Here is a 22,295-nt window from a genome sequence, read left to right as displayed (position 1 = left end):
ATGCTAAAAAAAGTACTTAGTTACCTTATTCCTATTAATATTCACACTGTAAAATCAGATTTAAGTAAATCTATAGAGATTACTTGGGCAAATGGTGAATTAGTATTGGACTCAGAAAACACTAATTATTCGTACGGCAGTTTACAGCGTATTTTGAGATTGGGATTAAAAACCATTGGCTTTCATAAAATAATTAAAATGGATCACATTTTAGTACTTGGTGTCGCTGGTGGTAGTGTTGTAAAAACTTTAGTTGATGAAATTAAATTTGGAGGCCGAATTACTGGAGTTGAAATTGATCCTGAAATAATCAAATTGGCCAATCGTTATTTTAAGCTTGATGAAATTCAACAACTGGAAATTGTAATTGATGATGCTTTTGAATTTGTTTTAAAGACCAGGGACAAATACGATTTGATTATCATTGATATCTTCCAAGATACTACAATGCCGAATTTTTTATATGAAAGTTATTTCATCAATCGGATTTGCTTCTTGCTCAAAAGTAAAGGATTTGTACTTTTCAACACCATGCTTTTAAATCAACAGCACAACCTTAGAAATAAAAAATACATCTCAGATTTCTGTACTACTAATTACAGCATAAAATCGATACCTAGAATTGAAATTCATAATGAGTTAATTGTTATTGAAAAAACAATTTAAAATAAATTAATGTACTCCATTTTTTTCTTTTAATAACTAAAAATTAAATATCGTACTTTCGATTAGAATAGCAAAACTAAATTTAATGAAACAAGTCATTCGCAAACTACTTTTAGGAATGGTTTCCAAAATGGACAAGCCGGAATATAATCCTGTTGAAAGAAGAATTCAGAATATAAAAGCAATTTGGAATAATGACCATCAAGATGATAACGGAATTGAAAAAATTGTCCGTTTGTTCCTTTCTTCCTCTCAGCTATTTTTCCCCGGTATTTATATTAAATATTTGGCCTCCAAAAAAGGTGCAGAATACGAAGACTTGGCTGTAGATTTCTATGTTTTGCTAAAAGTGAGTTTGCCATTATTGATTCTAATGAATCATTGGCAAAACAATTACTTCATTCTAGGAGTAATGGTTTATGTTATGTTAGAAACGATTCTATACATACCCACATTAATTTTTGCTTCTGATCTATTTTCAAAACCGCGTTCCTATAAAAGATCGATGCTATTGCTTTTCTTTAATTATTTAGAAATGGTATTCGGTTTTGCAGTTTTGTATTCTTACACTAACAATTTTAACAAACCCTTTACGCATTGGTTTGATGCTATTTATTTTAGTACGGTAACTTCATCTACCATTGGATATGGTGATTTTTACCCCATTGACCCTTTTGGTAAATTTTTGGTGAGCGTACAATCAATGATCGTGTTGATGTTTGTGGTTTTATTCCTGAATTTTTTCTCTACCAAAATTAAATCTAAAGGCTATTTTGATGAAGATAGTAGCAAATAGCTTACATCATCAATCTTGCTTTTTCTAAATCTTCGGGAGTATCGATTCCAATACCTACATGTGTAGTTTCAACCATTTTTATGCGTTTTCCAAATTCTAAGTAACGTAGTTGCTCTAGTTTTTCAGATGCTTCCAATGATTTCATAGGCAAACTATAAAAATCTAAAAGTGCTTGTTTCCTGAAGGCATAGATCCCGATGTGCTGCATATAGCGAACGCCCACATCTTTTTCTCTAGGATAGGGAATTACCGAACGCGAAAAATACAATGCAAAACCGTTTTGATCTGTTACTACTTTCACGTTATTAGGATTATTGATGACTTCCTCCTCTTTAATTTCACGCATCAGCGAAGCCAAATCGACTTCTCTAGAAACATCTTTTCTGAAAATTTCAATCAATTTCATTAAAGGTTCCGTATCAATAAAAGGTTCGTCCCCTTGTACGTTAACGACAATATCTACATCTAGGTTCGCGACTGCTTCTGCAATACGATCACTCCCCGACTCGTGTTCTCTGATGCTCATGATTGCTTTGCCTCCGTTAGAAATAATTTCTTCAAAAATTAAATCAGAATCCGTCACTACAAAAACATCATCAAACAATTGTGTGCTTACTGCTGCTTCATAGGTTCTTAAAATCACAGTTTTTCCTCCAAGATCTTGCATCAATTTAGCAGGAAATCGTGTGGAAGCGTAACGGGCGGGAATGACGGCTATTATTTTCATGTTTATGTGTTTGTTCATGTTTTTGCAACGAAGGCGCTAAGACGCTAAGAAAAAATTTAATTCAACTGATACTAAGGCTTGTTTATAGTGTCAGCAAATATATCAATTCTTGTTTTATTTTTGTCTGGAATATGTACTTGGATTATTGTGATTTTTTTTTACAGCAATATTAATATGATAGACCTTCTCTATAAATTTTAAAATGTTATTAAAATTGGATTATGATCACTTAAATGTTTCCAATCTTTAAATTCACCAACTTCAATATTTGTAAGTTTTTCAACGAAATTTTTAGATCCAAAACAATAATCTATATGATATGGCTTTTCTATATTTCGCTGTAAATAAAATGTAGGCTGTTTTTCTTCTCCTTGTTTTTCTTTTGTGAAATTATGATAAAGGCTTTCAATTCCTAATTCATTTAATTCTTTGACGACATCAGAATGATTCCACCATCTATCCCAACAATCCCACCTAACATTACTATTAAAATCCCCCGCAATTATTATATTCTTAAAGTTGCTTTTATTTACTTGAAGATATTTCCAAAACTGTCCAATGTAGCCAAAAGTTGGAGAATTATTTTTGTGAGTCCAAATAGCTAATAAATTAAAACTTTCATTAATAGAACAAGGTAGAAAGTGTTTTACATTATGATCTTTATATTTATTAGTCCAATCTAATTTTTTTAATTTAATTTCTTTCGCTGCAAAGATTCCAATCCCTTTATTTTTTGAACCTCCAATCCATAAATAATTTTCAGCCCAAATTTGATATTTCTTATCTTTTGATTCTTCTGGATTTTCGCATTCTTGAATAATTAATATATCAGCATTTAATGAAGTAATATGTTCGAATTTATTTCTAAAAGCCCCGTTACAATTCCAAGTTATTATTTTCATTTAAACTATATTCTTTTAAGTTAATAAAAACAAACCCCACTTAGTGAAAGTGAGGTTTGCTTTTTTTTAAATATATAAATCTGTATAATATCCTTTTAAACTATGTATTAATAAAATCTCATCGGTAGGTATCTCATACACAATACGATGTTCTTCATTTATTTTTCTCGACCAAGTTCCTTGTAAGTTATATTTTAATGCTTCAGGTTTTCCAATTCCTTCAAATGGGCTTTTTATTATATCTTCAATAAGAAGTTAAATCTTTTTTTGAATCGCTTAATTTCCTGATTTTTTCCAAAACTCAATATGTTCTATTGCTTTTTTGGTGAATTTTACTTCCATAAATCTTCAACAGACATCGTCGTAGATTCGCCGCGATTATATTCAGCTTTACCTTCTTGCACTGATTTTACAAAATCAGGATTATAGGGGCTGTCCTCATGTTGAACCGTAACATTTCTAACTCCTTTTAGATGTTCTAAAAGTGTTTTACCAAACGAAATGTGTTTCTCATCGCCTTCAATAGTTATTGTACTCATAAAATGACTTTTAATAATACAAATATAATAAAAAAACAGTCCTACTTTGTATCTATTTAAAACCCTACTCCCTACTTTTCTTAATCAAAACCCTTTTTAAATATTTATTTACTGGATTTTCAAACCAGATTAAACTAACATAACTTATTATGAGCGAAACGATTAAAATGATGGAAATGATTAAATATTCATTCGTAATATTAAGAAGTGATTTATTTAACATTATAAAATATTTCAAAACTAGTTGATGAAACATATAAAAACCAAAACTTATTTCGCCGAGTAAAATCAAGGTATTATTAGACAATAACCTTGACAATAGGCCTTTTTGGAATGCGAAAACCAGTATTAAAAAACTCATTGGTAACCAATAGTAAATGGAATATCGAACTACTAATGGAAGCTGGCTATGAAAAATAAAAAAAACAACTAATAATAGTATGGAACCAAATTCCAAGATATTAAAATTAATCACCTTCTTTTTATCTTTTATTTTTAAATATAATTCGAAAAGAAGTATTCCAATAATGAAATCAAAAACTCTAAAAAATGGATTAACATAGAATAGGTTTTTATAATAGATTGGAGGGATTAGTAACATCAATATTGGCAGTAAAAGTAAAAATGGAATTAATAAACTTTTGCTGTATTTAAGAATTTTAAGTTTCGAAATTAAAAGGATTAAAAAGGGAAATAGTAAATAGAAAAAAAGCTCATTAGATATACTCCATGACGGAGAGTTAAAAGAAAAGTATATTTTCTTTATTGGTACAAAACTTTGGGTCAATGTCAAATTAAAAAATAACTGTTTGAACCAAAGTGAAAGTTCAAAATTTACATTTTGAATCGTTATTGGTACAGCAATTAGTAATGTTAATATATGAAGCGGATAGATTCTGGCAATTCTGGCGATATAAAAATTAGACTTTGATATCTTTTTATTCAACATCGAATCACGGTAATTATAAGCAAGAATAAAACCACTTAGAATAAAAAAGAAACTAACTCCGATATATCCTTCCTTCAAAATAGATTCATGAATCCATCTCAAAGTCGATGACTTACTTTTTGCCAAAAAAGTCATATGATGCACAAATATCATAAATGCAAAAAAGAAGCGCAATGAAGTAAGTGGTTTTATCATTTAGATGCAGAAATTAGATTTGGTTATCACAGTTAAAAAACAAAATTATTCCACAAAACTCTCGTCTTTAAAACCGATCAAATATAATTTATTTTTTGCTCTCGTCATAGCGGTATACAACCATCGGATGTAATCTCTGTCAATTCCGTTAGGCAAATAAGGTTGTTCAATAAAAACAGTATTCCACTGCCCTCCTTGTGATTTATGACAAGTAATCGCATAAGAGAATTTTACTTGCAAGCCATTAAAATATTCGTTTGCTTTTACTTTTTGAAATTGCTTGTACTTGGTCTCCCCTTCATAATCTTTCAAAACCTCCTGATACAATCTGTTTGATTCTTCATAAGTCAAGGACGGTGATTCACTTTTTATAGTGTCTAATAATAGAACCGTTTCAAAAGGCTTTTGGTCTGGATAATCGACCATTCTAATTTTCACATTGGCAAACTTAAAACCGTACAGTTCCTTGATATTAAAGATCTCCAAGACTTCTATAATATCACCATTAGCAATAAAACCAGCTTCATCTGAATCTTTCAACCAAAAATAATTATTCTTGACTACCATCAAGAAATCTCCTGAGGACAATTCACTTTCTTTATCGAGAATTTTGGTTCTAATTTGTTCATTATATTGATTCGCTCTTTTATTCGAACGAACAATAAAAGCCGTGTCTTCTATACTATAATTGCTGTAGGCTGAGTTGATCGCATCTTGAATATCATAGCCATCGGTCAGGCGGACAATATCTTTAAATTTTCGAACATTAAATTGGAAATCGGTGATGAAGGAATCTTTCAATAACTCCCGAAGCTCCGTTGCATTATACAAAATCCCCGAATCCTCTTCTTGACGCATCACTTCGTCAAGTTCAATATATTCGACTTCCTTATTATAATTCAAACTTAATGTATGGGTGTCCAATGCTGGACTAATATCTAAATTCACCGGAGGCAACTGAGCAGTATCTCCTAGCAAAATCATCTTGCAATTCGTTCCTGAATAGACATACGAGATCAAATCATCAAGCAAAGAACCGTTTTCGTACAATTTAGAATCCGAGTTGGTATCCGAAATCATAGAGGCTTCATCGACGATAAATATGGTATTTTTATGTTTGTTTTGTTGCAAGGTGAAAGAAACGCCGCCACCAGAAGACTTCTTTGGGAAGTAGATTTTTTTATGAATCGTAAAAGCTGGTTTGTTCGAATAACTAGCAATCACTTTTGCGGCACGACCTGTTGGCGCTAGCAAAACATATTTCTTATTGATGTCCAAAAGATTATTTACAATCGTCGAAATTACCGTCGTTTTACCCGTTCCTGCATATCCTTTAAGGACAAAAATCGTGTCGTTATCCGTTTCAGTTAAAAAAATAGCGATTTTTTGAAAAAAAATATCCTGTTTGTAAGTGGGAACAAAAGGAAATTTATTTCGTAAAAGACTATAAAACAAGGAGGAGTTCATCTGACATATTTTAACTGCAAAGTAAGGGTTTCAATATCAAAAACCAATGAAAATTTCAATTTCAATTTGGATATTAGTTACATTTATCTCTTTTTTATATTTCTATGGGCTTTTAATATTCACATTGCTTTTGTCACTACCATTGGCATTGCTATTGTTATTTTAATTTGTAAGTTTGTCATCGCATTTAACCCGTTCCGTTTTCTACAAACAGAATGGATTATAAATCAGAATATGTCTACACAAAACACAAATATTACCGAAAAGAAATATAAAAAACTCTCCATCCAAGTTTCCTTGGCCGGATTGTCTTTTTGCTGTTTTGACACACTCAATAATACGATTACTTCCTTTAACGAAGTCCATTTTGATTCTTTTCACAAAGGAATTAAAATTGAAGATTTGTTTTCGAATGCCTTTCGGGACTACCCTGAATTGAGCGAAACCTATGATGATGTATTGATTATACACAATAACAATCTGTCTACATTTGTTCCCACAGCGCTATTTGACGAAAATTTCCTAGGAAGTTATTTGCAATACAATACTAAGGTATTTGAAACTGATTTTTTCGCATTCGACGAAATCAGTAATTACCAAATCAATTCTGTTTACATTCCTTATGTAAATATGAACAACTTTTTTATAGATCAATTTGGCACTTTCGATTATAAGCATGCAAATAGCATTTTAGTGACCAAGCTTTTGGATGTATCCAAAAACATCGACGACAAGAAAATGACGGTACATTTCAGTGAAGGACATTTTGAGATTATTGTGATCCAAAATCAGAAGCTGTTATTATTCAATTCTTTTGATTATCAAACTCCCGAAGATTTCATTTACTATGTTTTGTTTACCGCAGAGCAATTGAATTTAAATCCTGAAAATTTTCCGTTAGAATTGATAGGAAATATAGACGGCGAAAGTGATTTTTTTAAAATAGCATACAAATACATTCGTAACGTTTCGCTTATTGACGTCGACGATTTACGATGGAACAATTATTTTTCTGACGCCGAAAACAGAAATCATTTTATACTTTTCAACTCATGAGAATCATTTCAGGAAAATACAAGGGAAGACGCATTTCTCCCCCAAAAGGTCTACCCGTTCGCCCCACAACCGATATGTCTAAAGAAGCATTATTTAATGTTATCAACAACCATTTCAGTTTTGAAGGCTTGAAAATACTAGACTTGTTTGCAGGAACAGGAAACATAAGTTATGAATTTGCCTCCAGAGGAAGCACACCAATTACATCAGTAGATGGAGATTTTGGTTGTGTAAAATTCATCAAACAAGTAGCAACCGAATATGATTTTAATATCGCAGCAACTAAGAGTGATGTTTTTAAATTTTTAGAAAGAAACAATGCTAGTTTCGACATTATTTTTGCAGATCCACCTTACGCTTTGGATCAAAAGATTTTTGAAAAAATTGTATTATTAATTTTCGAAAAAAATACGCTTAATGATGACGGAATGATGATAATCGAGCATTCTAAATACACGAAGTTAGACCATATGGATAATTTTTCTTTCAAGAAAAGTTACGGCGGATCTATTTTTAGTTTTTTCGAATTGAGTTCTGGTGAAGAAGAATCAGATGCTGATCTTTTTGAAGGCGGCGAAGAAGAATAGCGATCAAAACTCTTATATAACTGAAAAAGCCCTTGTAAAAACGAGGGCTTTTTTATGCTTTTAAAATTTTATAATCCTATTTCCCGATTACCCAACCCAAAGTAAAATTAGCAATTGGTATAAAATCATTATCGTATTTATCCATATTATAGCCAATTCCTAAATTCAAACCTAGATTTAAATTACCTTTATACGTTCGCTCAAATCCCCAAACTGGACCAACGGTTAAAGACGGTATACTACTAGAAAACGAATCATTTGTTGTTCTGGATTCAAAAAAATAAGATGCGGTCATAGCTACAAATCCACCTGAATTATTTGCTGTAACTTTTCCTTTTGCTTCTCTTTTTTCTAAATTGTAATAGTGACGGAACTGTTCATTTATTAGCGGATAAAAATTCCAATTCGAACCACTATAACCACTATATTGGTAGCCAAAACCTAAACTCACTTCTGAATACAATGTATTCTTAGTATTAAAACCATGTTCATAGACAATACCTGGCGCGAGGACATTAATTTTAAATTGATTTTTCTCAACAGAGGGTTTGTCTTGCGCCTGTAAAGCAGTCATAGCAAGCAAACTTGAAAACAACAAAAACTTCTTTTTCATTTTAAAATGGTTTGTTAAATCAAGTCATTTTCATTTGGTTAGAAAATAAAACGAAATACAAACATAAGAAATACATTATAAAATCGAGGGATTATTTTTAGTTTTTTTAACAAGGAATAAACGAAGTAGAAAAAGAATTTTACGTATTTATTTTCTTTGATAATTTATCCAATACCATTTTATAAGTAGGTAATTCCATTTCATATTTCAGTCCTTCATTCACAACAAATTCAGTCAATGAAGCCAATTCGAATTTTCGACCGGCCAATACATCACGATGCATCGATGAAGTGGCATCTTTTGGTGTTTTTTCTAATTTATGAATGGTTTGCATCACAATATCATTGGGTAAATTCAATCCTTTTACCGCGGCCAGCATCGTAATCTCATTTAAGAGTTCAACATATACTGCTCTACTGGAATTACTATTTATGATTTCGCCTATATTTTGGTTTAAATAGGATGTGGCTGAAGCCAAAGCAGAAATGAAAATAAATTTTTCCCAAACCGTTTCCACTATATTATCAACGAGGTAGCTTTCTACTGACGCATTCTTAAAAATAGTTTGTAGTGCTTTTAGTCTACCTATTGGCGCTGTATCAGATCCAAAATACAATTTCTCATAAGGTCCCATTTTTTTTATGACTCCGGCAGATTCAATCATCGAAACGATATACACGCAGCCCTGTAAAACTTCATTATCAGGATAAAGCGTACTTATTCTTTCCGTTGCGTCAACACCATTATATAAAGGAAGGAAAATTGTGTTTTTAGTAATGCATTTTTCTAACGAAAGTAGACTCTCTTCTATATCATACGTTTTTGTCGAACAAATAAGATAATCTAGTTTTCCTATTGTTAGCGGATCATTAGAAACAACACTTGGAAAGGCAATGATTTCCTTATCGTCAGTGATAATCTTTAATCCTGAGGCTGCAATTGCTTTTTGGGTTTCACCACGAGCGATAAACACGATTTCGAATTGATCTGATTCGGCGTAGGCTTTCGCCAAAAGTCCACCAAAATAACCACCTACTCCACCCATTCCTAAAATTCCAATTCTTGTTAGCATATCTAAAGTTTACAATAAAAATTAAACCATTAAAAAATTGAGAAAATTAAGCCTATTGACTTAATGAAACTTAATTTCTTAATGGTTCCCTTTTAGATTTCACAATCCTTTTTTATTAATTGTTTGAATAAAAAAAAACAGACCTATAAGCCGGATTCTGTATCCCGATAAATCGGAACCCTTATCATTTATCTAGATCATACATTACTGTATGACTCAAGCTATCTACCCTTCAGCAACGGACGAGAAGCCCTTAAATGCTGATATACTTGATATTTCACCGCATAGAGTTTACCTGGTTTCACTACAGCATTACCTGTACATACTTTCTGTTGCACTTGTCCTAATCTCGCCTTTGCAGACAAAACCGACGGGAGTTACCCGCTATGCTTCTCTAAGGTGTCCGGACTTTCCTCCCTTTTGATTGCTCAAAACGGCGATAAGGCGGTCTGTGCCGCGAAATTACAACAATTTTAACTCGAAGTCAAACATTAAATTTTACTTTAACAGCTATTTTACAAAGTCTTAATTTTAAATTAGTTATCTTTAAATGTAATTTAAAACGCTATCTATGAAACCTATATATCACTATTCAACCGTCTCTGAAGCCCTTGATGAGTTAAAAGAATTAGATTTTACTTATGACTATAATATTTATCAGGATGAAATTATTAAGAATCCAGCTGAACATCAAGTAAAACATGTTTACAGATATGAAGGAAATTCTGATCCAGGCGATTCAGCTATAGTATATGGTATTACAGCTGCCTCAGGTAAAAAAGGGGTTTTTGTTTCTGGCTATTCGGCAAATACAGACGATGAAGCTGCCATTGTATTAGCTAAGCTGTGTATTGAAAATAGTGATAATCAATGTAGAACATAGTTTAAGTTCTTTAATTTAAGAAAAATAGCTTCTAAAAAAAATATACAAACCCTATCTAAAAATAAAAATCATGACTCAAACGTATCACTATGCCACTGTTTCCAAAGCCTTAGATGAGTTAAATGAAAATGGGTTTACCTATGACTTTAACCTACATGAAGAGGATATTGCAAAAAACCCGCAAAAATATGAGATTAAACATATCTACCGCTATGAAGGAGATACAGATCCTGGGGATGAAGCTGTAGTGTATGGTATCCAATCAACATCTGGAAAAAAAGGAGTTTTTGTCGCTGGATTTGCTGCAAATTCAATAACTGATGCCGCTCAGGCATTGATTAATATTACAATAAAGAACAGAATAAAATAAAAATTAAGAGTAAGAACTTCAACAGCAGTTTTATTTTAGATTTTTCACGTTTATAAATTTATAAAAATAGCATGGAACACACTTATCATTATGCCACTGTATCAAAGGCTTTAGACGAACTAAAGGAAAAAGGATTTACTTATGATTTCAATCTTCACGAAGAGGACATTGTAAAAAACCCAAATAATTATAAAATCGTACATATCTATCGTTATGAAGGAAATACAAATCCAGATGACGAAGCGATAGTCTACGGAATAAGAACAAAATCCGGTGAAAATGGTGTTTTTGTTACTGGTTTCGCTGCAAATTCAGTTAGTGATGCGGCACAAGCGCTAATTAATATTAGTATTGAAGACAGAAAAAAATAGCATACTCAATTTTGACCTACCAACTTTTTAAAACCCAATCCCTTATTAATCGCTGAGATGTGAAACTAAAATACAAATAGGTCAAATCAGTATTTAATGGTGCTATCTGAAATAATAAGAGAACGAATTGCAAGCGAAGGCCCAATATCATTTCGTGATTTTATGGAAATGGCATTGTATTATCCCGAACTTGGCTATTATAATTCTCCAAAAAATAAAATTGGGGCCAATGGTGATTTCTATACCAGTGCTAGTTTATCAGCCTCTTTTGGAGCAATGATAGCACGCCAAATCGAGGAAATGTGGCAATTATTAGACAGAAAACCATTCACAATTGTTGAGTACGGAGCAGGAACAGGTCTTCTATGCCATGACATCTTAGATTACCTCAAGGACAACACTGCTTTATATGATAGTTTGAACTATTGCATTATAGAGAAAAGTACACCCATGCAAGAGATTGAAAAGAAATATCTGCACGAAAAAGTCAGTTGGTATGATTCCATAAAAAACATTCCAGAAATTAGAGGCTGTATTCTATCTAATGAATTATTCGATAATTTTGCTGTCCATCAAGTTGTGATGCAAGACATTCTTAAAGAAGTATATGTAGATTATAACTATGGCTTTAAAGAAGTATTATTTCCTGCAAAAAAAGAACTTATAGACTATTTTAATTCCTTGTTGGTTCAACTCCCAAATGGTTTTCGAACAGAAATAAATTTAGAGATCAAAGAGTGGATCATAGAAGTTTCACAATATTTAAAGAGCGGCTATGTAATCACGATTGATTATGGAGGTTGTTCTTCTGACATATACGCCATTCACAGAAGCTCAGGAACACTCTTATGCTACAATAAACATCAAAAAAATGATAATCCTTTTCAATTAATAGGAAGTCAGGATATCACTTCTCATGTAAATTTCACAGCTTTAACAAATTGGGGAAATGAAAATGGTTTAGAAACTTGTGGAATAACCAATCAAACGCATTTCTTAACTGCATTGGGTATAAAACAATACCAAAATGCAATTATGAATAATCATGAGAACAACTCCCAGACTAAAATTCACGAAACCTTCATTAACCATAGCCTCTTAATGAGTATGGGGTTAAAATTCAAGGTTTTAATTCAACGAAAAGGAGCTGTACAAAGGCTACTTAAAGGCTTAAATCAATAATTTAATCAAGTCTCTTTATATTTCAAAAAAACAAAGTCAATTTTCTTATTCCAATAATTTTAGAATTAAACAAATTATCATTTTCATAATATAATGGCAATGACTATATTTGCTTTCGAATAAAAATTCTATGGAACAATTTATTGTATCGGCTCGTAAGTATCGTCCTCAAACATTTAATGATGTAGTGGGACAAAAAGCCATTACCAATACTTTGCTGAATGCTATAGAAAGCAACCATCTTGCCTCTGCCCTATTATTTACAGGACCTAGAGGTGTTGGAAAAACGACTTGTGCTCGTATTCTCGCTAGAAAAATCAATCAACCCGGTTATGATGACCCTACTGAAGATTTTGCTTTTAATGTATTCGAATTAGATGCTGCCTCAAACAATTCTGTTGATGACATTAGGAACTTGATTGATCAGGTTCGTATTCCTCCCCAAACCGGAAAATATAAAGTTTATATTATTGATGAGGTGCATATGTTATCTTCAGCGGCATTTAATGCTTTTCTGAAAACATTAGAAGAACCGCCAAAGCACGCCATTTTTATATTGGCAACGACCGAAAAGCATAAGATTATCCCAACCATATTATCACGTTGTCAGATCTTTGATTTCAAAAGAATCACAGTTAAAGACGCCAAAGAACATCTTGCTGAAGTCGCAACAAATCAAGGAATCGTTTTTGAAGATGATGCTTTACACATTATTGCACAAAAAGCAGATGGAGCCATGCGTGATGCTTTGTCTATTTTTGACAGAGTGGTTTCTTATTGCGGAACAAACTTAACACGTCAAGCAGTTACCGAAAACTTAAATGTTTTAGATTACGAGACTTATATTTCGGTTACAGATTTAATTCTTGAGAATAAGATCCCTGAATTATTGATGGCTTTTAACGACATTCTATCTAAAGGATTTGATGCACATCATTTTGTATCTGGATTAGCTTCCCATTTTAGAGACTTATTGGTTAGTAAAACACCTTCTACTTTATCTTTATTGGAAGTAGGTGAACAAGCTCAAAAAATGTATGGACTTCAAGCTCAGAAATGTAGCCAAGATTTTCTGTTGAAAGGAATTGCTATTGCAAATGATTGTGATTTAAAATACAAACTGAGCCAAAATCAGCGATTACTCGTTGAACTTTGCCTGATGCAACTCGCCTCTATCACTTTTGATGGAGAAAAAAAAAAGTTGAGTCCTTTATAATTCCGCCTACCTATTTTAGAAAAAGGGATTACTCCATAGCAGACCAAACAAAAGCTACTGAGACGAAGTCTGTTCCATTACAAGCAGTTGTAAAGCCACAAGAAATTGTTATAGAAAGGACACCTGAAATAAAAACTCCTGTTGCTTCCGTTAAAACAGAAACAACATCAAATGAACCTAAAGTTTCGGCCTTTTCATTGTCTAGTATTCGTGCTAAAAAAGCATTAGAAGAAAGCAATAAATCGTATGTAAAAGAAGTAGTTGATTTCCCTACCGAGCCATTCACCGAAACGGAAATGTTATTGCAATGGACCAACTATGCAAAACGCTTAGGTGATAAAGGATTTAAGATTATGGAATCCTTGTTACTAATCAACGACCCTGTTTTGAACGGATTTGCCATTACACTCGAATTACCTAATGAAGGTTCAAAATTAGATTTTGAAAAAGAAATAAATGGCCTCTTAGGACATTTAAAAGGACATTTACACAATCATGATATTACCATAGAAGTTATCGTGAATGAAAGTTTCGAAAATAAAAAGAATTTCAACGATCAAGACAGGTACAATAGATTACATGAAATAAACCCTAGTATTGAACTCTTAAGAACCACTTTTGGACTGGACTTAAACGCGTAAAAAGGAATAGATGCTAATCGTAACGATTTTTAACATTTATCGTAAATTATTTTTTTCTCTATTTTCTTATCTCAATTCAACCAAATCATTAGTACCGAAACGTAAATAACGACTGAACTTAATTCGCGATAAAAAGACCAAAAAATGGCGACAAAATATAATATAGAGCTAAGTTTTTCCTCAGGATCTATCCCTAAAACTATCTACAATCGATATCTACCTATTGAATATATCCAAACAAAGAACATTCCGATATAATTATCAATTATTTGTTTTCAATAATTTAATTTTTAATTCATACAACTAACTTAAGTTTAAATTTTACCAAAATACATTGCCTTTACAATTCCATCAGATAATCCTATTTTAGGAACATAGATTTGCCTTGCTCCACTCCATTTCATAGCATTGAGATAGATTCTAGTAGCAGGAATAATAACATCTGCACGATCGGGATTTAAACCCAATTCGGAAATCCTTTGTTCGTAAGTCAATGAATTCAAGAAAGAATATTGTGAAGTAAGATAAATATAAGATAGAGGTTTTTCTTGGGTTTTACCCGACATTTTAAACAGTTTATTAATGTTACCTCCTGAACCTATAAGGGTAACTTCTTCATAATCGACCGTGTTTGTCTTAATCCATTTTTCAATTTCATCCCAAACCACATCGCAAACCATATTATTTAATAAACGAACAGTTCCGGCTTTAAATGATTTGGAGGCTACGATTTTACCATTCGAAAAAAGTGTAAATTCAGTACTACCACCACCAACATCGACAAAAAGATAGGTTTGATCTGTTTTTAACAAGTGGTGCAAGTCCGTTGAAGCAATAATTGCAGCTTCCATTTTTCCATCAATGATTTCTATATTAATATCTGCTTTCTCCCTTATCAGATCAGCAACTTCTTTTCCGTTGTATGCTTCCCTCATTGCAGAGGTAGCAAATGCTTTATACGATTGTACTTTATGCACTTTCATCAACAGATTAAAAGCTTTCATGGCATCGCACATTCTATCTATATTTTCTTCGGATATTTCACCGACAGTAAAGGCGTCCTGTCCTAAACGTATGGGGACACGAACTAATGAACTTTTATTAAATTGAGGCTCTTTGCCCTCTTGTTCTACAATATTCACAATTAATAAACGCATGGCATTTGATCCAATATCGATTGCAGCGTATTTCTTTATGTTAATCATTCTTTATTATGCTTTTGATTTACTTTTTTGCTTTTATATAAGTTAAAATAAAATTGAAATTTCTAAGAATTTTCACCTAATAATTCGACTTTTCTTTGATAATATTTATAGGTCTCAATTTGAGCTCTAAATACTGGATCGCTATTTCTTTCACGATACTTATTATCTAATTTAGCAGAATGGTAACGTGCTTTCACATTTCCTTTCCAACCTAGATCAAAATTGTCAATCAATTCTTTTTTAATTCCCTGATCATAGATTGGACAAGTTACTTCAACTCTTCCATCAAGATTACGAGTCATAAAATCTGCCGAAGAAATAAAAACCTCCGTTTGGCCAGCATTTCCAAATATATAAATCCTAGAATGCTCTAAATAATTATCAACAATACTGATGGCCTCAATATTAGCACTCATTCCTTTAATACCGGGAATCAAGGAACAAATTCCTCTTACTTCTAATTGTATTTTTACTCCAGCATTACTAGCTTCATATAGTTTATCGATCATTCCAAAATCAGACAAACTATTCATTTTTAGCTTTATGTATGTCTTTCGTCCCGCTAAGGCATGTAGAATTTCTCTGTCTATTAATTTATAGAATCGAACTCGGGTATAATGTGGCGAAACAATAAGATGTTTATAGCGGTATAACCTATAATTAATATTAAAAAAATCAAATATCTTATTTATGTCTTTCAGTATCTGTTGGTGACTTGTAAATAGCGTAACATCGGTATAAACCTTTGCCGTCGCCTCATTAAAATTTCCTGTCGAGATAAAGCCGTATCTTTTTACTTTACCATTTTCAATTCTTTCAATAACACATATTTTGCTGTGGACCTTTAGTCCCTTAACTCCAAAAATAAGCTCAATGCCCTCTGTTTGCATTTGCTCTGCATAAGAGATATTACTTGCTTCATCAAAACGTGCTTGTAATTCAATCTGTACCGTTACTTTTTTGCCGTTTTTAGCTGCATTTATAAGAGAACTTATAATTTGTGAGTTTTTAGCTAAGCGGTACAGCGTTATTTTAATTGTAGTAACTTTAGGATCGAGAGCCGCTTCACGAAGAAATTTAGTCAGATATGAAAAGGTTTGATAAGGTGCATTCAACAAATAATCCTTTTCACTTATTTTCTGTAATATACTTCCTTCCAGACTCAATCCTGGAAGAGGCAATGGATCGTTTTTCTCATATAACAGGTCGAATCGCCCTAAATTTGGAAAATCCATATAATCTCTTCTGTTATGATATCTACCACCTGGTATTATACTGTCTGTAGAAACAATATGCATCTTATCCAGAAAGAATTCTAATGTATCTTTTTCGATTAACTGATCGTATATAAAACGAACAGGCTCCCCTATTCTTCTGTCTTTTACACTAGTTGAAATTTTCTCGAGCATACTTTTACTCAAATCACTGTCGATATCTAATTGAGCATCGCGACTAATCTTAATCATATGTGCAGAAACACTTTCGTAATCAAAAATATTAAAAATACTTTTTAAATTATGTCTAATTACATCATCAATTAGAATTATATAATGCTTTTCATCATCTGAAGGTAAAACAACAAATCGATTCATCGTCTTTGGAATTTCGATAATCGCATATCGAACTTCCGAGTTTTTTTTCATTACTAATTTGATCGCTAAATACCCCATATTATCTCTCAATAAGGGGAATTCAGACAGGTCATTCAAGATAATAGTAACTAATTCAGGACTTAATTTTTGTATAAAGAAATCTTTTAGATATATCTCTTGCTCTTCTGAAATTTCATTCTCATTAATTATGAAAATATTTTCGCTTTCAAGCTCTGCTTCAATTTTTTTCAAAATCAGAAGGCTTTCTGTTTGGTCCTCTATTACAATCTCCGTAATGTCTTTTACTAATTGTTGAGCTGAAATACCACCTAGAATTTTCTCTCCAGACTTACCCGACAAACTTAATCTTCTTATTGCAGCAAAACGAACTCTGAAAAATTCGTCTAAATTATTTGAAAAAATTCCTAAGAATCGTAATCTATCTAAAAGTGGTACTGATTCATCTGCTGCTTCTTGAAGTACTCGGGCATTAAATGCTAACCAACTTTTTTCTCTATCTATATACTTTTTTTCTGGCACTATATTTATTTTAAATCTTTTGGAACTATTATTTTTTTTGTCTTGCCTTTTTTTATTTCTTCCCAATATTCTGTATCAAACTCTAAAGCTACAAATCCGCTGGTAGGGACGTTATCGATAGAAACGTCACCAAATTTATTAACAAAATTTGTAATTGCCGCATTATGCCCAAAAAGAATAATACTATCAAACGAATTCTCACATGACTTTATAATCTTTTCCAACTGCTTTTCATCAAAAGTATAAAGCCCTTCTTTAAAATCAATACATTCGATAGGATATAAAATATTTTGAGCAAAAATAAGTGCGGTATCTGAAGCCCTTTTCGCGACGCTACTCCATATTACATAGGTCTTAGGAATAAAACCCAAAATGCTTAAAGAAACCAAATGGGCATCTTTCATTCCTCTTTGATCTAACGGTCTATCAATATCTCGTAGAGGTGCATCCCAATTTGACTTTCCATGTCTTATTAATATTAGATTTTTCATATTTAGGCGTTTTCGTATGATCTACAATAAATACTAATTGAAGTAGAAAGATACAATATATATTTTCATGACTTGTTTCTTTTTACATAAATTCAACTAAAAACCTCGAATTCTTTCGTTAAAACACACACCTTCAATATGATCATAAAACTCGATTTAATTAACATGAGCTTGTTAATTGCATGAATAAATTAGTAGTCATTAATTAACACTACCTATCGATATCTATTAATATTACGATAGTTAGACTAAAGACGTAAGTAAACATGTGATAATTTAATTTAAAATTGTAGTCCAACTAAACAAACATTACTAATTCTAGCATGAAGAGTGTCAAAAACAGTGACAATTTATACTTATTAGAATACTACAGTAGATTATTTAAATTAAAGAAAATTGAGGTAAATTAACGCAACTACAATGCAGTAATTCTGACAAAAATATCGAAAGAAATTGATTTTAAAACACTTGCGATAAAAACTGAATTTTATTTATGAAATTATCATAAAATAACTATAAATATCCTTCAAATAATTATTCTCTAAACGCTTAAAAAACTCAATTTAGAAATGTGTGCGAGAGCATAAACGTAAAAACTTTAAGCTTATTCACCGCATTGATAATTGGTTTCAGGATTTTAAGATGCAATAGTATTTCCTTACTATACTTTTAAGTCAAAATATTGACTAAGCATAAGCTTTACATCTATATTTCATTTATGAGTTTAAATTAACCCAAAATTGGATTCCGAGAGTATCGCTAAAAGTAATTTCAAAATAGAAAAGAGTAGTCCAAAATTACTTATAGTTTTAATATTATTAATAACTTTTAATATATAGATTCCATTGGGTAAAATAATGATTTTATTATCCTTATCCAGTGGGGAAAAATGATGTGTATGTTAAAAACACGCCTATGCATTAGACTACAATATTGTTAAATTTTAACATAAAATCACGACTCTACACCATATTTATTCCTAAAAAAATACCTTTTTTCCTATATAAATTTCTAAAAAAAAGGTACTTAAACGAGTATTTAGGTTATTCAAGGAAAAAAATATAAAGTTTTAGTATTTATTTTTAAGTTTGTTAAAGTATTACAAAATTATATTACAATAGTTTCCTGCCCGAAATCTACTGTTATTTTAAAACTTAAAATCCTACTGTTATGATAGTAACAATTACTTTTCTTATACTAGCTCTATTAATAGTTCCTAGTATTAAATATTCAGAAATCCAATTTCCAAAATATTGGATTAGAATGCTTTCTCTTAAAGCATTATTTGTAGCATCATTTTTTGATTCCCAAAGAACAAACTTTACAGCAATATATCTGACTCGAATAGAATCAGAACAATTCCATAAGCCCTTTTGTCAATTAGTGCGCAAGAATTACTAAAAAAAAGGAATTAATCCTACTAACAACCCCATTTCTAACGATTTAAAAAAAAATCAATATGAAACCAAACTTTACTTACAAAAAATCTAAAATTTCATTCCTTTTACAGGCTTTCTTTATGTTTGCTAGTAATACCTATAATCAAACATTTTTCTTTGGAATGATAAGCAATGGAAGAAAATTATTTTTTTCTGATAAATATTTTCCAAGGCTTAATCTTTTGAATTATTTCACAGAAAATTTTAATTTTCTAGAAAATAAAAATTTAAAGTCAATAAGAGTCTTTAATAGCTATTTTTATATACTCTTTTTTAGTATTTTATCAATGTCTGTTTCCGGTCAAGTAACTAGAGCATGTTGGAATGAACCAGGTTCTTCTGGAGAATTTACGCTTAATAAAATTTATCTAGCATCAGATTTAGCAGGTACTCCATTATCATCTTCTGCATGCTCATCAGTAAGTAGTGTAAATGTTTACCTCGCTGCAAGTATAACAAACGGTACTGGTTCAGTTAGGCAAGGTGTTTTTTTGGCTGGTACAATAAAATCAGATAGTGACCCTACTGGAACTGTTTATTCCAAATGTTTTGATATACCATTAACCAGTGGATCTCCTACAATTGTTGTTGATCCAACCCCGTATCTTTGGAACTGTGGGGATGCACTTACAATGTCTAGCACATTTATTGGTTGGGGTTCTGGTAGCGGTACAGTATGTGCTGCAGACTGTAAAACTTCATCATTAACAGGTCCTAAATGTAGAAATTATCCTGATTTTAAAATTGACACACCATTAGTAGCTAAATTTACTTCTAATTCGAGTTGTCCAGGGGGAAGTCAATTTGGAAATATCAACTTGACAAGCACTTCAACAGGAGGTAATGGCATTTACTCCTATAAATGGTATCAATCAACAGATGGGATAAACTTTACTCAATTTGCTACAACTCAATCCGCAACATTTTCACCAGGAAACAATAATGCCTATTATATAAAGTTAACAGTCACAGATTCTTCTACTTCAGTTAATACAAATAGTAAAACAATCTCAAATATTTATGCTGGCATCTGTTGTACTACACCTGTTATAAGTGAGAAGCAAACTTCAATCTGTAGTGGCCAAACATTTACTATTTCTCCTGCCGCTGGTGGATCTGAAATAGTTCCCTTAGGCACTACTTATAGTTGGCCAGCTCCAAGTATATCTGGAATTACTGGAACTGCATCAGGATCTAATGCTACAAACATTAGTAGTGGTATTTTAACTAATTCAACAAACAATCCTATAATTGTTACTTATATAGTAACTCCAAAATCAGGTGCTTGTACAGGATCACCTTTTAATATCAAAGTTACTGTGAAACCTAAGCCAATATTGGAAGTAACAAACGCATCGGTTTGTAATGGAACTGCGGCAACAATAACTGCAACAGGAACAGCAACTGGTGGAACATATTTATGGAGTACTGGAGCTACAACTGCTTCCATAACTGTTTCTCCATCAACCACAACTGAATATACTGTAATATACACTTTAAACGGTTGCCCATCTGCACAAGGAAAAGGAACAGTAACTGTAAAACCTATTCCAGCGGCACCAACTGTAACAGTGGTGAACAACTGTGATGGGACTTCTACTTTGTCTACAACAGCTGCAGGAACTCTATTATGGAGTACTGGAGCAACTACATCTTCTATAATTGTTCAAAATGCTGGAACTTATACACTAACGACAACTAACGAAAGTGGATGTACTGCAACTGCAACTGCAACGATAAACGCTGCTCCGACTCAAATCACTTTTACTGCTACTCCAACACAAATTAAGTGTAATGGAGGAAGAGGAAGTGTTACTCTTGCGTCAAGTGGAGGAACAGGAACATTAACCTATTCAGGAGATGCAACTGCTAACTTAACTGCTGGAACATATAACTATACCGTTACAGATGCTAACGGATGTACTGCTACTGCAACTGCAACGATAAACGCTGCTCCGACTCAAATCACTTTTACTGCTACTCCAACACAAATTAAGTGTAATGGAGGAACAGGAAATGTTACTCTTGCGTCAAGTGGAGGAACAGGAACTTTAACCTATTCAGGATCTGCTACTGCTAACTTAACTGCTGGAACATATAACTATACTGTTACAGATGCTAACGGATGTACTGCTACTGGAACGGCAACGATAAACGTTGCTCCGACTCAAATAACTTTTACTGCTACTCCAACACAAATTAAGTGTAATGGAGGAACAGGTACTGTTACTCTTGCTTCAAGTGGAGGAACAGGAACATTAACCTATTCAGGAGATGCAACTGCTAGCTTAACTGCTGGAAACTATAACTACACTGTAACCGATGCCAACGGATGTACTGCTACTGCAACTGCAACGATAAACGCTGCTCCGACTCAAATAACTTTTACTGCTACTCCAACACAAATTAAGTGTAATGGAGGAACAGGAAGTGTTACTCTTGCTTCAAGTGGAGGAACAGGAACATTAACCTATTCAGGATCTGCTACTGCTAACTTAACTGCTGGAACGTATAACTATACTGTAACCGATGCTAACGGATGTACTGCAACGGCAACTGCAACGATAAACGCTGCTCCGACTCAAATAACTTTTACTGCTACTCCAACACAAATTAAGTGTAATGGAGGAACAGGAAGTGTTACTCTTGCGTCAAGTGGAGGAACAGGAACATTAACCTATTCAGGAGATGCAACTGCTAACTTAACTGCTGGAACGTATAACTATACTGTAACCGATGCTAACGGATGTACTGCTACTGCAACCGCAACGATAAACGCTGCTCCGACTCAAATAA

23 protein-coding genes and 1 other RNA gene are annotated in these 22,295 nt (G+C 32.3%); 11 read left to right on the top strand and 13 right to left on the bottom strand.

Annotated features, from left to right (window positions below):
* Together BLV35_RS08210 and BLV35_RS08205 are read left to right on the top strand one after the other, a co-directional pair.
* On the top strand, nt 1-666 hold the full coding sequence (locus tag BLV35_RS08210; RefSeq protein WP_091087776.1) for a spermidine synthase: 666 nt from the start codon (nt 1-3) through the stop codon (nt 664-666).
* An 85-nt stretch (nt 667-751) separates the two neighbouring features.
* Nucleotides 752-1,462, top strand: coding sequence for a potassium channel family protein (locus BLV35_RS08205; protein WP_091087772.1), 711 nt, complete (start codon nt 752-754; stop codon nt 1,460-1,462).
* Nucleotide 1,463: 1 nt separating this feature from the next.
* On the opposite strand, the gene kdsB is transcribed toward BLV35_RS08205, so the two are convergent.
* The 6 genes from kdsB to BLV35_RS08175 all read right to left on the bottom strand — a co-directional run bounded on the left by kdsB (nt 1,464) and on the right by BLV35_RS08175 (nt 6,241).
* Nucleotides 1,464-2,189: a 3-deoxy-manno-octulosonate cytidylyltransferase gene (gene kdsB / locus BLV35_RS08200; RefSeq protein ID WP_091087769.1), complete on the bottom strand. Its 726-nt coding sequence runs from the start codon at nt 2,187-2,189 to the stop codon at nt 1,464-1,466.
* A 197-nt stretch (nt 2,190-2,386) separates the two neighbouring features.
* The gene (locus tag BLV35_RS08195) at nt 2,387-3,091 is read right to left on the bottom strand and encodes an endonuclease/exonuclease/phosphatase family protein (RefSeq protein WP_091087767.1); all 705 of its coding nucleotides are present in this window, start codon (nt 3,089-3,091) and stop codon (nt 2,387-2,389) included.
* Nucleotides 3,092-3,157: 66 nt separating this feature from the next.
* On the bottom strand, nt 3,158-3,331 hold the full coding sequence (locus BLV35_RS19465; protein ID WP_262488524.1) for a Txe/YoeB family addiction module toxin: 174 nt from the start codon (nt 3,329-3,331) through the stop codon (nt 3,158-3,160).
* A 92-nt stretch (nt 3,332-3,423) separates the two neighbouring features.
* Nucleotides 3,424-3,630, bottom strand: a complete 207-nt coding sequence (locus BLV35_RS08185; protein WP_091087764.1) for a DUF2683 family protein — start codon at nt 3,628-3,630, stop codon at nt 3,424-3,426.
* A gap of 64 nt (nt 3,631-3,694) precedes the next feature.
* The gene (locus BLV35_RS08180) at nt 3,695-4,774 is read right to left on the bottom strand and encodes an acyltransferase family protein (RefSeq protein ID WP_091087761.1); all 1,080 of its coding nucleotides are present in this window, start codon (nt 4,772-4,774) and stop codon (nt 3,695-3,697) included.
* 45 nt (nt 4,775-4,819) lie between these two features.
* Nucleotides 4,820-6,241, bottom strand: coding sequence for an ATP-dependent DNA helicase (locus BLV35_RS08175; RefSeq protein WP_091087758.1), 1,422 nt, complete (start codon nt 6,239-6,241; stop codon nt 4,820-4,822).
* Between the two features lie 234 nt (nt 6,242-6,475).
* Between BLV35_RS08175 and BLV35_RS08170 the strand changes: the two genes are divergently transcribed.
* A complete protein-coding gene (locus BLV35_RS08170; protein WP_091087755.1) occupies nt 6,476-7,297 on the top strand; it encodes a DUF3822 family protein in 822 nt (273 codons plus the stop codon).
* The gene (locus tag BLV35_RS08165; protein WP_091087751.1) at nt 7,294-7,884 is read left to right on the top strand and encodes an RsmD family RNA methyltransferase; all 591 of its coding nucleotides are present in this window, start codon (nt 7,294-7,296) and stop codon (nt 7,882-7,884) included. Before BLV35_RS08170 ends, BLV35_RS08165 begins: the two co-directional genes overlap by 4 nt.
* Before the next feature lie 76 nt (nt 7,885-7,960).
* On the opposite strand, the gene BLV35_RS08160 is transcribed toward BLV35_RS08165, so the two are convergent.
* The 3 genes from BLV35_RS08160 to rnpB all read right to left on the bottom strand — a co-directional run bounded on the left by BLV35_RS08160 (nt 7,961) and on the right by rnpB (nt 10,025).
* Nucleotides 7,961-8,497, bottom strand: a complete 537-nt coding sequence (locus BLV35_RS08160; RefSeq protein ID WP_091087749.1) for a hypothetical protein — start codon at nt 8,495-8,497, stop codon at nt 7,961-7,963.
* A gap of 139 nt (nt 8,498-8,636) precedes the next feature.
* Nucleotides 8,637-9,569: a ketopantoate reductase family protein gene (locus BLV35_RS08155; RefSeq protein ID WP_091087745.1), complete on the bottom strand. Its 933-nt coding sequence runs from the start codon at nt 9,567-9,569 to the stop codon at nt 8,637-8,639.
* Nucleotides 9,570-9,699: 130 nt separating this feature from the next.
* Nucleotides 9,700-10,025, bottom strand: an RNA gene (rnpB, locus tag BLV35_RS08150) — RNase P RNA component class A.
* A gap of 115 nt (nt 10,026-10,140) precedes the next feature.
* Here rnpB and BLV35_RS08145 point away from each other — a divergent pair.
* The 5 genes from BLV35_RS08145 (at nt 10,141) to dnaX (ending at nt 13,591) form a co-directional block, all read left to right on the top strand.
* Entirely contained in the window at nt 10,141-10,452 is a 312-nt protein-coding gene (locus BLV35_RS08145) for a hypothetical protein (RefSeq protein WP_091087742.1), read from the top strand.
* Between the two features lie 70 nt (nt 10,453-10,522).
* Complete coding sequence (locus tag BLV35_RS08140) at nt 10,523-10,822, top strand: hypothetical protein (RefSeq protein WP_091087738.1); 300 nt, start codon at nt 10,523-10,525, stop codon at nt 10,820-10,822.
* 71 nt (nt 10,823-10,893) lie between these two features.
* Nucleotides 10,894-11,193: a hypothetical protein gene (locus BLV35_RS08135; RefSeq protein WP_091087734.1), complete on the top strand. Its 300-nt coding sequence runs from the start codon at nt 10,894-10,896 to the stop codon at nt 11,191-11,193.
* A gap of 96 nt (nt 11,194-11,289) precedes the next feature.
* The gene (locus BLV35_RS08130) at nt 11,290-12,375 is read left to right on the top strand and encodes a class I SAM-dependent methyltransferase (protein WP_091087731.1); all 1,086 of its coding nucleotides are present in this window, start codon (nt 11,290-11,292) and stop codon (nt 12,373-12,375) included.
* Between the two features lie 130 nt (nt 12,376-12,505).
* Nucleotides 12,506-13,591, top strand: coding sequence for a DNA polymerase III subunit gamma/tau (gene dnaX / locus BLV35_RS08125; protein ID WP_091087728.1), 1,086 nt, complete (start codon nt 12,506-12,508; stop codon nt 13,589-13,591).
* A 28-nt stretch (nt 13,592-13,619) separates the two neighbouring features.
* Here dnaX and BLV35_RS08120 read toward each other — a convergent pair whose 3' ends face one another.
* Nucleotides 13,620-13,877, bottom strand: a complete 258-nt coding sequence (locus BLV35_RS08120) for a hypothetical protein (protein WP_091087725.1) — start codon at nt 13,875-13,877, stop codon at nt 13,620-13,622.
* 10 nt (nt 13,878-13,887) lie between these two features.
* Here BLV35_RS08120 and BLV35_RS08115 point away from each other — a divergent pair, with 10 nt between their 5' ends.
* Nucleotides 13,888-14,232 (top strand): DNA polymerase III, encoded by a 345-nt coding sequence (locus BLV35_RS08115; RefSeq protein WP_091087721.1) that lies wholly within the window; start codon nt 13,888-13,890, stop codon nt 14,230-14,232.
* A gap of 314 nt (nt 14,233-14,546) precedes the next feature.
* Here the strand turns inward: BLV35_RS08115 and BLV35_RS08110 are convergent, their stop codons facing one another.
* The 3 genes from BLV35_RS08110 to BLV35_RS08100 all read right to left on the bottom strand — a co-directional run bounded on the left by BLV35_RS08110 (nt 14,547) and on the right by BLV35_RS08100 (nt 18,060).
* Nucleotides 14,547-15,437 (bottom strand): Ppx/GppA phosphatase family protein, encoded by an 891-nt coding sequence (locus BLV35_RS08110; RefSeq protein WP_091087718.1) that lies wholly within the window; start codon nt 15,435-15,437, stop codon nt 14,547-14,549.
* Nucleotides 15,438-15,499: 62 nt separating this feature from the next.
* Nucleotides 15,500-17,569 (bottom strand): polyphosphate kinase 1, encoded by a 2,070-nt coding sequence (gene ppk1, locus BLV35_RS08105; protein ID WP_091088511.1) that lies wholly within the window; start codon nt 17,567-17,569, stop codon nt 15,500-15,502.
* Between the two features lie 5 nt (nt 17,570-17,574).
* Nucleotides 17,575-18,060, bottom strand: a complete 486-nt coding sequence (locus BLV35_RS08100) for a SixA phosphatase family protein (RefSeq protein ID WP_091087715.1) — start codon at nt 18,058-18,060, stop codon at nt 17,575-17,577.
* Nucleotides 18,061-19,519: 1,459 nt separating this feature from the next.
* On the opposite strand from BLV35_RS08100, the gene BLV35_RS08090 reads away from it, so the two are divergent.
* Nucleotides 19,520-22,295 (top strand): beta strand repeat-containing protein (locus tag BLV35_RS08090; RefSeq protein WP_317040164.1); only part of this gene is annotated, 2,776 nt, incomplete at its 3' end.

The organism is Flavobacterium gillisiae (genome assembly GCF_900107635.1).
Lineage (GTDB): Bacteria > Bacteroidota > Bacteroidia > Flavobacteriales > Flavobacteriaceae > Flavobacterium > Flavobacterium gillisiae.
Note: the sequence above shows the minus strand (reverse complement) of the source record. Positions and strands in the feature narration are given on the sequence as shown.

Coding starts and splice junctions, on each gene's coding strand:
- BLV35_RS08210 (WP_091087776.1), top strand. CDS start 1: ATGCTAAAAAAAGTACTTAGTTACCTTATTCCTATTAATATTCACACT.
- BLV35_RS08205 (WP_091087772.1), top strand. CDS start 752: ATGAAACAAGTCATTCGCAAACTACTTTTAGGAATGGTTTCCAAAATG.
- kdsB (WP_091087769.1), bottom strand. CDS start 2,189: ATGAAAATAATAGCCGTCATTCCCGCCCGTTACGCTTCCACACGATTT.
- BLV35_RS08195 (WP_091087767.1), bottom strand. CDS start 3,091: ATGAAAATAATAACTTGGAATTGTAACGGGGCTTTTAGAAATAAATTC.
- BLV35_RS08185 (WP_091087764.1), bottom strand. CDS start 3,630: ATGAGTACAATAACTATTGAAGGCGATGAGAAACACATTTCGTTTGGT.
- BLV35_RS08180 (WP_091087761.1), bottom strand. CDS start 4,774: ATGATAAAACCACTTACTTCATTGCGCTTCTTTTTTGCATTTATGATA.
- BLV35_RS08175 (WP_091087758.1), bottom strand. CDS start 6,241: ATGAACTCCTCCTTGTTTTATAGTCTTTTACGAAATAAATTTCCTTTT.
- BLV35_RS08170 (WP_091087755.1), top strand. CDS start 6,476: ATGTCTACACAAAACACAAATATTACCGAAAAGAAATATAAAAAACTC.
- BLV35_RS08165 (WP_091087751.1), top strand. CDS start 7,294: ATGAGAATCATTTCAGGAAAATACAAGGGAAGACGCATTTCTCCCCCA.
- BLV35_RS08160 (WP_091087749.1), bottom strand. CDS start 8,497: ATGAAAAAGAAGTTTTTGTTGTTTTCAAGTTTGCTTGCTATGACTGCT.
- BLV35_RS08155 (WP_091087745.1), bottom strand. CDS start 9,569: ATGCTAACAAGAATTGGAATTTTAGGAATGGGTGGAGTAGGTGGTTAT.
- BLV35_RS08145 (WP_091087742.1), top strand. CDS start 10,141: ATGAAACCTATATATCACTATTCAACCGTCTCTGAAGCCCTTGATGAG.
- BLV35_RS08140 (WP_091087738.1), top strand. CDS start 10,523: ATGACTCAAACGTATCACTATGCCACTGTTTCCAAAGCCTTAGATGAG.
- BLV35_RS08135 (WP_091087734.1), top strand. CDS start 10,894: ATGGAACACACTTATCATTATGCCACTGTATCAAAGGCTTTAGACGAA.
- BLV35_RS08130 (WP_091087731.1), top strand. CDS start 11,290: ATGGTGCTATCTGAAATAATAAGAGAACGAATTGCAAGCGAAGGCCCA.
- dnaX (WP_091087728.1), top strand. CDS start 12,506: ATGGAACAATTTATTGTATCGGCTCGTAAGTATCGTCCTCAAACATTT.
- BLV35_RS08115 (WP_091087721.1), top strand. CDS start 13,888: ATGTTATTGCAATGGACCAACTATGCAAAACGCTTAGGTGATAAAGGA.
- BLV35_RS08110 (WP_091087718.1), bottom strand. CDS start 15,437: ATGATTAACATAAAGAAATACGCTGCAATCGATATTGGATCAAATGCC.
- BLV35_RS08100 (WP_091087715.1), bottom strand. CDS start 18,060: ATGAAAAATCTAATATTAATAAGACATGGAAAGTCAAATTGGGATGCA.